This is a genomic window from Legionella sp. W10-070 (assembly GCF_900640175.1).
Taxonomy (GTDB): Bacteria; Pseudomonadota; Gammaproteobacteria; order Legionellales; family Legionellaceae; genus Tatlockia.
Window position 1 is genome coordinate 1 of sequence record NZ_CAAAJC010000037.1, and the last position, 13,180, is coordinate 13,180.

Consider the following 13,180-nt stretch of genomic DNA (forward strand, 5'->3'; position numbering starts at 1 on the left):
ATCAAATCAATGTGGTTGGGATTTCAAGCTCTAGGAATTGCTGCAGAAATGTTCAAAAATGTTTTGTCAATAAAAACTTAGGGCCAATTGGAAGCATAAAGCGCGGGAAGTGGGCAGTTTAAGTTGAAATGTCAACAGACTCTAATAAAACATTAACTTCATAACCATAATTGAATCTAAATGATTATTTTTATGCCACCCTGCTTATGCAAAAAAAAACTCGTGTCAGTTTTATTTTACTGATTAGATATTTAGAAGCAGTTGTCATGGGACTATTTGAAGAACATAAATGCCTATAAAGAGCCCATTAACAGTATCATGCAACCTGATTCCCGTTATTGAGGTTTCAATTTTTCAAACTGAGCGTTTTCTGGAGTGAGATTGTTAGATACCTATCGATAACTTTCTTTTGACTTTTTTATCGTTTTGGAGGGAATTAAACGTTTTTAATGTTGATTAAGCGACAAGGTAACTGATAATAAGTTTAAGTTAGAAAAACATTCTGAATGTACTTCTTTTTGAACAGATAAAACTACTGCCATTAACTGGATACTGCGAAAAATCGCCGTATCAGACAACACAGATTAATGACAGTAAGCGTTAAATTTCCATTAAGTCTTTTTCTTTTGTACTCAATAAAACATCAATTTCTGCAATATATTTGTCTGTTAACTTCTGGATCACTTCGCCTGCTCGTCGCTCGTCATCCTCTGAGATTTCTTTAGCTTTCACCAACTCTTTAAGATGATTATTCGCATCACGACGAATATTACGAATTGCTACACGACCCTGCTCACCTTCAGCACGTACAATTTTAATCATTTCCTTGCGACGCTCCTCAGTCAATGGAGGCATCGGTACACGAATGGCATTACCTGCCGTTGCTGGATTTAGTCCCAAATCAGAAGTCAAAATTGCTTTTTCGACTGCTGCGACCATCGATTTTTCCCAAGGAGTGACCATTAAGGTACGTGAATCACTGGCGTTGACATTGGCTACTTGATTTAAAGGCGTAAGATTACCATAATAATCAACTTGCACATGATCCAAAAGACTGGCATTAGCACGGCCAGTGCGAATTTTTAATAAATCAGTCTGTAAAGTCTCCACAGATTTTTTCATACGCTTTTCAGCGTCCTGCTTAATATCATTGATCATGGTCTGCTCCTACTATAGTTCCAACCCGTTCGCCGAGAACAATTTTCCTAAGTGCATTTGGCGCTCCCATATTAAATACCTGTAAAGGCATTCCATGCTCCTGGCATAAACAAATAGCTGTCAAATCCATTACCTCTAATCCATCACTTAACACCTGCCTATACGTTAAAAAATCATAACGAACAGCCTGGGAATTTTTAACGGGATCGTCAGAATAAATTCCATCAACCTTTGTCGCCTTTAGCACAACATCAGCACCTACCTCAATAGCACGCAAACAAGCAGCCGTATCTGTAGTGAAAAAGGGATTGCCAGTACCTGCGGCGAAGATGACAACATGCCCATCACGTAAATGGGTAATCGCCTTGCGTCGATGGTAAGGGTCAACAACCCCAAGCATTGGAATTGCAGACATAATACGCGCCGGTAAATCAATACGCTCAAGAGCATCACGTAAAGCTAATCCATTCATAACCGTGGCCAACATGCCCATATGGTCGCCCGTTACGCGACCTAAACCAGCTTCTGACAACGCCTTTCCACGAAATAAGTTACCACCGCCAATAACCAAAGCAACCTCAACACCCATCCGAATAAGTTCAGCAACCTCATTAGCTATTCGATCAAGGACCGATGGGTCAATCCCAAATTGAGTTTTTCCCATCAGTGCTTCCCCGCTATATTTAAGCAGGATGCGTTTATATTTTAATTGCGATTGATTATCGTTCATCATCAATCACGAACCTGTGCCATCACTTCTTCTACGAAGTTATCTTCTTTCTTTTCAATGCCTTCGCCTACCTCAAAGCGTACAAAAGAAATCACTTCAGCATTGCTTTCTTTCAACAATTGACCTACTTTTTTATTAGGATCTTTTACATAAGGTTGACCTAGCAAACTCACTTCGTCGATGAATTTATTAATACGGCCTTCAATCATTTTATCAATGATTTCCTGAGGTTTACCGCTTTCACGTGCTTGAGCAGTAAAGATATCACGCTCATTTTCAATTGCTTCGGCAGATACCTGCTCATGGCTAACTACCATTGGGCGGCTGGCTGCAATATGCATGGCAATATCTTTAGCAAGTGTTTCATCGCCATTTTTCAAAGCCACCATAACACCGATGCGATTGCCATGCAAATAATGACCAATTACCCCATCGCAGCTCATTTTTTCCATACGGCGTAATTTGATGTTTTCACCAATTTTAGCAATCAATTCTTGCCTGGCTTGTTCAATAGTTAAATCAGTATCCATCAATGGCTGTTCTGCCAATGTATCCACATCACTCGCCGAACCAGATAAGGCTGTCTCGCCCACTTTAGTCGAAAAGTTAATAAAATTTTCATCGCGAGCTACGAAATCAGTTTCGCTGTTAATTTCAAGCATCACTGCCGATTGGCCATCTGATGCCCGACTAATGACAATGACACCTTCTGCAGCAACCCTGTCAGCTTTCTTATCTGCTTTAGCTTGACCTGCTTTGCGCATCTCCAGAACTGCCTGCTCAATATCTCCGTTTGTTGCAATCAGGAATTTTTTACATTCCATCATACCGGCACCAGTGCGCTCACGCAATTGCATAACCAATGAAGCGCTAATTGACATATCTAATCCTCCATATAGCAAAAAGGGGACTTACTTCCAACTGAATCCCCTTTTTATTTATCACATAATTTCGGTTCGTTTTGAGAAAGTCTCCATTTACTAATTTCTCATTACGTTTTTTAAATACACATCAGTGTAATTATAAAGTTAATTATTCATTTGCTGTTTTTTCTGCTGCTTTATCATTTGCAGGAACTTCAACAAACTCAGCATCTGAAGACGCGCCACCAACAGTGTTACCACGTTTGGCATCAACGATGGCATCAGCAATACAACGAATATAAATTTCCACTGCACGCATAGAATCGTCGTTGCCAGGAATAACATACTCGATGTTTTCCGGGTTATTATTGGTATCAACCACACCGATTACAGGAATCTTGAGTCGACGTGCTTCTTCCACTGCAATATGCTCAAAACCAACGTCAATTACAAAAAGAGCATCAGGCAAGCCGCCCATATCTTCTATGCCACCCAAGCTACGATCCAGCTTTTCCAGTTCTCTGGTCAGCATTAAGGCTTCTTTTTTAATCATATTATCAAATGCGCCTTTATCACGCATTTCTTTTAATTCTTTTAAGCGAATAATATTTTGACGAACAGTCTTCCAGTTGGTCAGCATACCCCCTAACCACCGATGGTCAACATAAGGCATCCCACAACGCTTTGCATGCTCACGGATACTATCCTGAGCAGCTCTTTTGGTGCCAACAAACAAAATTTTAGCCTTATTTGATGCCAGACGGCCAACATAATTGGTTACGTCTTTCATCATTGGCAATGTTTTTTCCAGGTTAATAATATGGATCTTATTTCTCGAACCGAAAATATAGGGAGCCATTTTAGGATTCCAATAACGGGTTCTATGCCCGAAATGAGCTCCTGCTTCGAGTAATTCACGCATGCTTACATTCATTTAATTCTCCAGGGTTAAGCCTCCACGCCCCCCATACAGTACCCTTAGTTATAACGGGACCCCACTATATGTGACGAAACGTGTGTGTCGTTAAAAGCGCGATATTTATACCATAATGTGAGTCCCTCAGCAATGACATTGACTTTAATTCTTTTTTTTTTGATGATAGTACAGGTGGTTTTACACAAAACGAAAATCACGGTCTATACTCACTCCTGAGTCTAATAACATCAAACCAAGGATAGTAAAAATGAAAAAAATATCGCTAGTTGCATTTCTTCTTTCGTGCATGATTGGACAAACAGCTTTTGCTGCCGCTAATCAGAATGCTGTAAATTCTGCCCAACCAGCTTCCAATTCTCAACCATCCAATGATAATGCCTGTCCTGATCGCATGAAAAAAATGATCGATGGTCTAAATATGGATGCGGCACAGCAAGCCAAGGTCAAAGCAATTAAAGATCAACTGAAAGAAAGCCAAAAAGCAAACTGGGAGCAGATGAAATCCATCCGTAGCCAAATGCATGACCTGATCCAATCTGACACACTGGATGATTCAAAACTAAACAGCCTGATTGATCAAAAGAAAGAGCTACTAGGACAAATGATGAAAGCGAAAGTCCAGGCAAAACAGCAGATTTATAGCTTGCTCAATGATCAGCAAAAAGCTCAATTCAAGCAAATGATGAAGCAAAAAGAAGAAAACCGCATGATGAAATATAAGAAATGCTAATTCTGCTACCCCCCGATTACGGGGGGCTTTTCCAACCCCAATCCCAGATCATCTTGTATTAGTTCTAGCATTGCAGTTGCTTCTAAATCGCTGTACTCGAAGCAAATAATATCAAAAATTATTAAGCATAAGCACCTGTCTCTGGAAATACCGTACTTTGTAATCGCACTGCAGATATCAAGGATTATAATTGAAGAGATGCTTATGTTATTATAGATTTTTTTGCGGATTAAAACGATGGCAGTAACAATTAAAACCCCTGAAGAAATTGAAAAAATGCGCGTTGCCGGCAAACTGGCAGGTGAAGTACTGGAAATGATAGGTCCCTACGTGCAACCAGGGATTACTACTGATGAATTAAACACAATCTGTCATGAATATATCGTCAATGAACAAAAAGCAATTCCTGCACCGTTGAATTATAATGGCTTCCCAAAATCTATCTGCACCTCAATCAATCATGTTGTTTGTCACGGCATTCCCAGTAAAAAAGTATTAAAAGATGGCGATATTATCAATATCGATGTGACTGTTATTAAAGACGGTTACCATGGGGATACCAGCAAAATGTTTTTTATAGGAAGCCCTTCTGTCAAAGCCAGACATGTAGTAAATATTGCACATGAATGCTTGTTCATCGGTATCAATATGGTTAAGCCAGGCATGCATCTGGGTGATATAGGCCATGCGATTCAGCGACATGCCGAGGAAAATCGCTGCTCGGTAGTACGTGAATATTGCGGCCACGGGATTGGCCGTATTTTTCATGAAGACCCCCAGGTACTTCATTATGGTATCCCTGGTACTGGAGAAATTTTAAAACCAGGAATGACATTTACTATTGAACCCATGGTTAATATTGGTAAACACCATACTCGCCTGTTACCTGATAACTGGACTGTAGTCACCAAAGACCATAGTCTTTCAGCACAATGGGAGCATACATTGCTAGTTACAGACGATGGGGTTGAAATTTTAACCTTACGCAATGAAGAACGATAACCACCTCCTAAAAAAATCCATTAAACAGTTCAAGGATGAGCTATGTGATGAATTTCGCCAAAAAGGAAACATTACAGAAATTACTCGAAAACTGGTAAGCTTTATTGACACCATTCTCATCAAACTTTTTCATAACAGTAACCTGCATCTCGATAACCAATTTTCTTTAGTGGCTCTCGGCGGTTATGGACGCCGTGAACTGCAACTTTACTCTGATGTTGACTTACTCTTATTGCATCATGAGGTAATTACAGAAACCCATGCCCAACGAGCCCAGTCCTTCATCCAGGCTTGTTGGGACATCGGGTTGGAAGTAAGCCACCAAATCACTACAGTCAATGCCTGTGCCGAACTGGCAAGCCAGGACTTAAGTGTTATTTCAAGTATTCTTGACATGCGTTTACTTTGTGGCAGAGGGGCGTTAATAGAAGAACTGTCATACCAGACACACCCATTGCACATGTGGCCAGGAGAGCAATATTTTTTTGCCAAACAACAAGAACAAAACCAGCGCTATGCCAAATACGGCGAAACTGCCTATAATCTTGAACCTAATGTAAAAAATGGCCCTGGCGGACTTCGAGACATTCATATCTTACTCAACATCAGCAAACGCCATTTTGGTATTAACAAACTTGCTGAAGGAATTAATAACGGCTTTATCACTGATAAAGAATATGAAGACCTGATATTTTGCCAGTATTTTCTTTGGCGAGTACGCTTTGCACTACATATGCTGGCTGGGAAACAAGAAGAACGCCTTTTATTTGATTACCAGATCAAACTGGCCAATTTGTTTGGATTTACGGACACGTCCAACTCATTAGCCATTGAGCAATTCATGAAAACTTATTTTAATGTTATAAAACGCATTCGAGAACTCAATGAAATGTTGCTGCAATGGTTTACTGAAGCCATCGTTCATCATCAGAAACAACAGATTATCCCTTTAGATAACCATTTTCATCTGGCTAATAATTATATTGAAGTAACGCATCCCCAGGTATTTATTCACAGACCTCAAGCTTTATTGGAATTGTTTTTATGGATTGCCAAACGTCCAACTATTCAAGGTGTACGTGCAAATACTATTCGTTTAATCCGCAAGCATCTTTATCTGATGGGTAAAAAATTCCATTCCGCCAAATCAGGCGTAAAAGACTTTATAGCGTTGTTTAAAACCCCTTCAGGCCCCTATAAAGCACTTCATCATATGAATCGTTATGGCGTTTTAGCCCACTATCTGGATTGTTTTGCCGCAGTGACGGGTCAAATGCAATACGATCTATTCCATGTCTATACAGTCGATCAGCATACATTGTTTGTTATTCGTAATCTTTCCCGATTCCTTGAAGCAGACTATAAGCAGCACTTTCCTCTGGCAGCCAAATTAATGTCAACAATCAAAAAACCAGAGATTTTGTATTTAGCCGCGCTGTTTCATGATATAGCTAAAGGGCGTGGCGGTGATCATTCTGAGTTAGGCGCAAAGGAGGCCGAGCAATTTTCATTCCATCATCAACTGGAAGATGAAGATAGAAAACTGCTGGTATGGCTTGTACATCAGCATTTGCTGATGTCCCAGACAGCACAACGTCAGGATATCTATGATCCCAAGACAGTGCATGATTTTTGTTCGCTCCTTCCTCAACCGGAATATCTGGATTATCTCTACTTATTAACGGTAGCAGATATCTGTGCTACAAACCCTAAACTGTGGAATGCCTGGAAAGATTCGTTGCTAAAAGAATTATATCAATCCGCTCATTCAACCATGCGGCAGGAAAAAGCCTTGATGGATGAAACTACAGTAATTTATTCACGAAAAAAGCAAGCAATGGAACTTTTACTTAAAGAGGGGATTTCTCAGGCTACTGTTGAGCGTCTCTGGATTAACTTTAAGGGTAAATATTTTTTGCATGAGCCAGCAGAAATTATTGCCAGACACACCCAGGCTATTATTCATTGTGATCAATATCCTCTTGTATTAATTATGCCCCACTATAGCCAGGGCGGAACCGAAGTATTGATCTACATGCCTCACCGTGCTGAGCGCTTTACTATCGCCACCACCGTACTTAGCAATCACTACGCAACCATCCAGGAAGCAGCTATCTTAACCTGTGACAATAATTATGATCTGGATACTTATATCATCCTTGATGAACAACATCAGGCATTTTTTGATGAGAATCGCATTAGAATAATTCGAGAGGATCTGGTTAAACATCTAGCCAGTGATACCAAGCTTCCTGCCACTTCAAAGCGAAGAGTCTCACGCACCCAGGCCCACTTTAACTTATCTCCCAAAATAACTTTTACTGAAGATCGTGAGCATCAACATACCCGCTTATTCTTGGTTACCACTGACAGACCAGGGTTACTTGCCAAAATAAGCCACATTTTCTTAACACAAAATATTACGTTACATAATGCAAAAATTGCCACTGCTGGCGAACGGGTTGAAGATATGTTTTTTATATCGACAAAAACGGGCAATGCTTTAAGTCAGCAGGAGAGAGAATCTTTAAAACAAGCACTAATCACTGAATTAACCAAAACATCAGCAACATAATCGCGCTCCCGCTAACCATAGGCAAATCACAAAGCATGAGCTGAGAAAGATAGTCAATTCAACGGCGGTTACCAAAAAAATCAACTAACAAGTTTGCGCAATTTTCCTGGAGAATTCCTTCATCAATTTTTACTTGATGATTTAAAGGATAACCTTGCAGCAGATTATAAACTGATCCGGCAGCACCGGCTTTGAAGTCACGTGTTGCAAAGACAAGACGCTTTATACGAGCATGAACCAAGGCACCCGCGCACATCGCACAGGGCTCTAAAGTGACATAGAGCGTGGTATCCAATAAGCGGTAATTCTGAAGATGCTGGGCAGCATCACGAATAGCAAGAAGCTCTGCATGCGCACAAGGGTCGTTCTTTTGCACCACCTGATTCCAACCGCGCCCTATTAAACAATCATCAGCGCTGACCAGAATAGCACCAACAGGCACTTCCCCCTCTTCTTTTGCTCTTAGCGCAAGCTGATAAGCTTGCGCCATCCAGACAGTATCATTTATTCCCATTCAATCGTTGCTGGTGGCTTACCAGAAATATCATAGGTTACTCGCGATACACCAGCAACCTCATTAATAATTCGATTAGAAACGTGTGCTAAAAAATCCCAGGGAAGATGCGCCCAATGAGCAGTCATGAAATCAACCGTTTCCACCGCACGCAGGCAAATAACATAATCATAACGCCTGCCGTCACCCATAACCCCAACGCTTTTGACCGGTAAAAAAACAGCAAAAGCCTGACTCACTTTTTGATATAAGTCAGCCGTTTTCAATTCCTCAATAAAAATAGCATCAGCCTGGCGCAAAATATCTGCATACTCTTTTTTGACTTCCCCCAGAATACGTACACCCAACCCAGGACCAGGAAATGGATGACGATATACCATGTCATAAGGTAAGCCAAGCTCCAAACCTATTTTGCGCACCTCATCTTTAAACAACTCACGGATAGGCTCTAATAACTTCAGATTCAGCGTCTCAGGCAAGCCACCTACATTATGATGCGATTTAATAACCATGGAAGCATTGTTGTTGGTAGCTGCCGATTCAATTACATCGGGATAAATCGTACCTTGCGCCAGCCACTGGACATCGGGGATATGCTGAGCCTCTTCATCAAAGATCTCGATAAATGTATGACCAATAATTTTGCGTTTTTTCTCAGGGCAATCGACTCCGGCCAAAGCCTCCAGAAATTTTTTCTCCGCATTTACTGCAACAATATGAATCCCGAGATGCTGACCAAACATCGTCATCACTTGTTCTTTTTCATTGAGACGCAACAATCCAGTATCAACAAAGACACAAGTCAACTGTTTGCCGATCGCTTTATGGAGCAACGCGGCAACCACCGAAGAATCCACCCCGCCAGATAGTCCCAGCAAAACCTGCTGCTTGCCTACCTGCTTGCGAATAGTTTCAATAGCCTGCTCGATAATATTATCAGCAGTCCAGTTTGTATCAGCTTGACAAATATCAACCACGAAGCGTTGTAAAATCCTTAACCCTTGTAACGTATGGGTAACTTCGGGATGAAATTGTAAACCATACCAACGTCGAGCTTCATTTGCCATTCCTGCAATAGGGGCATTGCGAGTCTCGCAAATAACCTCAAAACCAGGCGGCAGTTGGGTTACCTTATCACCATGACTCATCCAAACATCAAGCAAAGCCCCACCCTCTTGTGTGGTACGATCTTCAATACTGTCCAGTAATTGACTATGCGCATGCAAACGTAATTCAGCATAACCGTACTCACGAATAGCTGATGACTGTACTTCACCACCAAGCTGAACTGCCATAGTCTGCATTCCATAGCAAATTCCAAGCAAAGGCAAATCTGACTCGAATAACCATTCCGGTGCTCTTGGATTCGTGTGAAGAGTAGCGGTCGAAGGACCTCCGGATAAAATTACCCCACATGGAGTCAATGTCTGCAAAGCCTCGGTTTCGATATTATAGGGATGAATTTCACAATACACTCCCATCTCGCGCACTCGTCTTGCAATCAGCTGGGTATATTGAGAGCCAAAATCAAGGATGACCAGAGGTCGTTGTTTAATATTTTTCATTATTAATTGTCAACCTGATAATTGGGGGCTTGTTTAGTAATACTGACATCATGAACATGTGATTCACGCATACCCGCGTTTGTCACCTGAACAAATTTTGCATTTTCATGAAGCATTTCAATAGTCTTACATCCGGTATAGCCCATACAGGAACGTAATCCCCCTATTAATTGGTGAATAATGGTCTGCACAGGCCCTTTATAAGGGACTCGTCCTTCAATCCCTTCGGGAACTAATTTCTCAGCACCCTGACTTGCATCCTGGAAATAGCGATCGCTTGAACCCTGTGCCTGTGACATTGCGCCAATCGACCCCATCCCTCGATAGCTTTTATAAGTACGTCCCTGGTAAAGTTCAATCTGGCCCGGTGACTCTTCAGTCCCGGCAAACATTCCTCCCAGCATCACTGTATCTGCCCCAGCCGCTAACGCCTTGCATACATCGCCAGAAAATCGGATGCCCCCATCCGCAATTACAGGCACTTTCCCCTTCACCCCCTTGGCAACATTAGCAATCGCACTAATCTGTGGCACACCAACACCTGTCACAATACGGGTCGTACAAATTGAACCAGGACCGATACCTACCTTCACTGCATCAGCTCCTGCCTCAACCAGCGCAATTGCAGCTGCGGCAGTAGCAATATTTCCGCCAATCACCTGAACAGAAGGGTGACGCTTTTTTATCCATGAAACCCTGTCTAAAACACCTTGCGAATGGCCATGAGCCGTATCGACAACTAATACATCAACACCAGCCTCAACCAGCGCATCCACTCTTTCACCCGTACCTTCGCCAACGCCTACTGCGGCACCGACCCGTAATTGTTCGGCACTGTCTTTACAGGCAAATGGATTCTCTTTAGCTTTTTGGATATCTTTAACCGTGATAAGACCACGTAAATGGAAAGCCTCATTAACAACTAATAATTTTTCAATACGATGCTTGTGTAAAAGGCTGCGGATTTCTTCACGACCTGCTCCTTCCCTGACAGTAACCAAACGTTCCTTTGGTGTCATTACCTCTCGAACAGGCAAGGACAGATTCGTCTCAAAACGAATATCCCTGCTGGTAACAATGCCAACAAGCAGACTCCCCTCAACTACAGGAACACCGGAAAAATTATGCTTGGTCATCACCTCAAGTAATTCTTTAACTGTAATCTCCGGGGTTACCGAAATAGGATCCTTTACCATCCCACTTTCAAATTTCTTCACTTTACGGACTTCTTCCGCTTGAGCAGAAATACTCATATTTTTGTGGATAATACCAATACCGCCTTCCTGAGCCATAGCAATAGCCAGGCGCGCCTCAGTTACTGTATCCATAGCCGCAGAAAGCAAGGGGATATTTAAATTAATTTCACGGGTTAGTGAGGTCCTTAGAGAAACTTCTTTTGGAAGGATTGTTGAGTGGGCAGGAACCAACAACACGTCATCAAAGGTCAGTGCTTGTTGAATAATAGAAAGAGGCATACCACACTCCTGACATTAATTTAACCGAACATTATATGAAAATCATAGAAAATAGCAATAGGAGCGTTAGAACAAGGTAAAATTATCGTAGTTCCAATTAGGCGATGTTTTGTGTAAAGTAGTTCATCCTGAACATAACGAAGGATCGCCTGTATAAGAATCACGATCAGGGCAATTTTACGATTAAAATAGGATTTTTCCCTGGCCTGAATTAATTATTAAACGTTGAACCCCAACTTTTCATTGCATTATGTTCCCTTAAGGCTTCTTTTCTGGCATATGGATCCTCTGCATCAAATATGGCTATTCCCAATTTTGTACATTGTAATTTTATTTTAGCTAAGGTCTCTTCATCGGGAAACAATTCAGCAAGCCTTTGAGTAGCAACAGTTACTATTTTACCTTCTCTCATTTGCTTTCTAAACTCTGAACGTTCATCTTCTAAACTTATCCTTTTCCTCTCAGCAATTTGTTCTTTGATATATTTTTCCTTTAAACAAGGTTCTTTGAAAGATTTGATGATTAATTGCAAATTCTCAATACAAGAAAAGATTTTTTTAACTAAGTCTGTAATCACTTCTTCGCTTGGATTATGTTTTTCATTCCAGGATTCAAATTGCTTGGCTACCTTTTCAACAGCAGTTTCATCCTCATGAATTGGTTTCCCATCACGCATGGAGCGAAGGCTAAATTTTAATTCATGGTAGTCACGTTGCACGCCATAAGAAGATGTTTCACAATTAGCTTGCTTTTTTCCAAGATGGTCAATCAAGTCAAGTAATTCGTCTCTAAAGAAATCCCCTTTCAGTAATAAATAGTATTCATAACCCCTGATTGACTCCTCATTCTGTAAGTTATCAAATAATTCCTTTTTCAACGAGTCTTGATCCAGGGAAAGAATATCGACAAGATGTAGAATGCATAGTTTTTCGGTTTTATACCTTGTTTCTATGGTATTGGCAATAAGTTCTCGAACCAATCCAAGTTGCTCTGCCCTGTCAAGTTTTGCAAACAACTCATCCACAGACTCTTCCCAGAACTCTTTTTGCAATAGTTTTATTATTTTTTGCAAGAGAGTCTCTTTTTGGAGATTCATAACTGAAGAAGGCGAATCCTTTAGTGCATCAGGCGATACTGAGGTAGCAGACTGTTGCATTACTATGGCAAAAGAACTGCGTGCCGCGCCTTTATGAGTAGTTTCGTCTGCAGAATAAAAGAATGAATCCCCATGTAAACACTGATAAAAAAATTCTTCCTGCTGTTGATAGTAATCTACATAATAATAGTTACCCGGATTGGCCAGCGCTTGATTGACTGAGATTCTTAAGCTCTGTATACGCTTGTCTACGGGTTTAACAAAAGGAAGAAAACTAAAAAAATTTCTTACTCTTATGGTGAATAAGCCAGGTAATTGATAATTAAGATATTCAAGTAACGAATCAAATTGCATAATACAAAAACCGTAAAGAAAGCTCCCATATTGTACATTTTTAAATCTAAACAATCAATTGGATTATAAAAAAGAAACTCTAGTTCGTGTTGAATCACATTAAAGGTAACCCGACCCAAAATTAAACAAGTCTAAAAAAGCATTCGTTGCATCACAATTAAGGTAACCCGAGATTGTGGAG

The 13,180-nt window shown here is 40.8% G+C and carries 11 protein-coding genes; 3 read left to right on the top strand and 8 right to left on the bottom strand.

The annotated features are described in order from the left end of the window. Positions 1–600 precede the first annotated feature (600 nt). The 4 genes from frr to rpsB form a co-directional block, all read right to left on the bottom strand. Entirely contained in the window at positions 601–1,158 is a 558-nt protein-coding gene (gene frr, locus E1O65_RS11790) for a ribosome recycling factor (RefSeq protein WP_133133798.1), read from the bottom strand. Continuing rightward, positions 1,148–1,891 (bottom strand): UMP kinase, encoded by a 744-nt coding sequence (pyrH, locus tag E1O65_RS11795; protein WP_133133799.1) that lies wholly within the window; start codon positions 1,889–1,891, stop codon positions 1,148–1,150. The genes frr and pyrH overlap by 11 nt, the downstream gene beginning before the upstream one ends. Continuing rightward, positions 1,891–2,769 (bottom strand): translation elongation factor Ts, encoded by an 879-nt coding sequence (gene tsf / locus E1O65_RS11800; RefSeq protein WP_133133800.1) that lies wholly within the window; start codon positions 2,767–2,769, stop codon positions 1,891–1,893. Before tsf ends, pyrH begins: the two co-directional genes overlap by 1 nt. A 151-nt stretch (positions 2,770–2,920) precedes the next feature. Beyond that, positions 2,921–3,685, bottom strand: a complete 765-nt coding sequence (rpsB, locus tag E1O65_RS11805) for a 30S ribosomal protein S2 (protein WP_133133801.1) — start codon at positions 3,683–3,685, stop codon at positions 2,921–2,923. A gap of 250 nt (positions 3,686–3,935) precedes the next feature. Here rpsB and E1O65_RS11810 point away from each other — a divergent pair, with 250 nt between their 5' ends. The 3 genes from E1O65_RS11810 to glnD all read left to right on the top strand — a co-directional run bounded on the left by E1O65_RS11810 (position 3,936) and on the right by glnD (position 7,995). Continuing rightward, positions 3,936–4,418, top strand: a complete 483-nt coding sequence (locus tag E1O65_RS11810; RefSeq protein WP_133133802.1) for a Spy/CpxP family protein refolding chaperone — start codon at positions 3,936–3,938, stop codon at positions 4,416–4,418. A gap of 237 nt (positions 4,419–4,655) precedes the next feature. Then, complete coding sequence (gene map / locus E1O65_RS11815; RefSeq protein WP_133133803.1) at positions 4,656–5,420, top strand: type I methionyl aminopeptidase; 765 nt, start codon at positions 4,656–4,658, stop codon at positions 5,418–5,420. Next, the gene (glnD, locus tag E1O65_RS11820; RefSeq protein ID WP_133133804.1) at positions 5,407–7,995 is read left to right on the top strand and encodes a [protein-PII] uridylyltransferase; all 2,589 of its coding nucleotides are present in this window, start codon (positions 5,407–5,409) and stop codon (positions 7,993–7,995) included. The genes map and glnD overlap by 14 nt, the downstream gene beginning before the upstream one ends. A gap of 58 nt (positions 7,996–8,053) precedes the next feature. On the opposite strand, the gene tadA is transcribed toward glnD, so the two are convergent. The 4 genes from tadA to E1O65_RS11840 form a co-directional block, all read right to left on the bottom strand. Continuing rightward, on the bottom strand, positions 8,054–8,503 hold the full coding sequence (gene tadA / locus E1O65_RS11825) for a tRNA adenosine(34) deaminase TadA (RefSeq protein WP_133133808.1): 450 nt from the start codon (positions 8,501–8,503) through the stop codon (positions 8,054–8,056). Further along, positions 8,500–10,074, bottom strand: coding sequence for a glutamine-hydrolyzing GMP synthase (gene guaA, locus E1O65_RS11830; RefSeq protein ID WP_133133805.1), 1,575 nt, complete (start codon positions 10,072–10,074; stop codon positions 8,500–8,502). Before guaA ends, tadA begins: the two co-directional genes overlap by 4 nt. A 2-nt stretch (positions 10,075–10,076) precedes the next feature. Beyond that, entirely contained in the window at positions 10,077–11,549 is a 1,473-nt protein-coding gene (gene guaB / locus E1O65_RS11835; protein ID WP_133133806.1) for an IMP dehydrogenase, read from the bottom strand. A gap of 211 nt (positions 11,550–11,760) precedes the next feature. After that, on the bottom strand, positions 11,761–12,999 hold the full coding sequence (locus E1O65_RS11840) for a hypothetical protein (protein WP_133133807.1): 1,239 nt from the start codon (positions 12,997–12,999) through the stop codon (positions 11,761–11,763). Between the last annotated feature and the right edge of the window lie 181 nt (positions 13,000–13,180).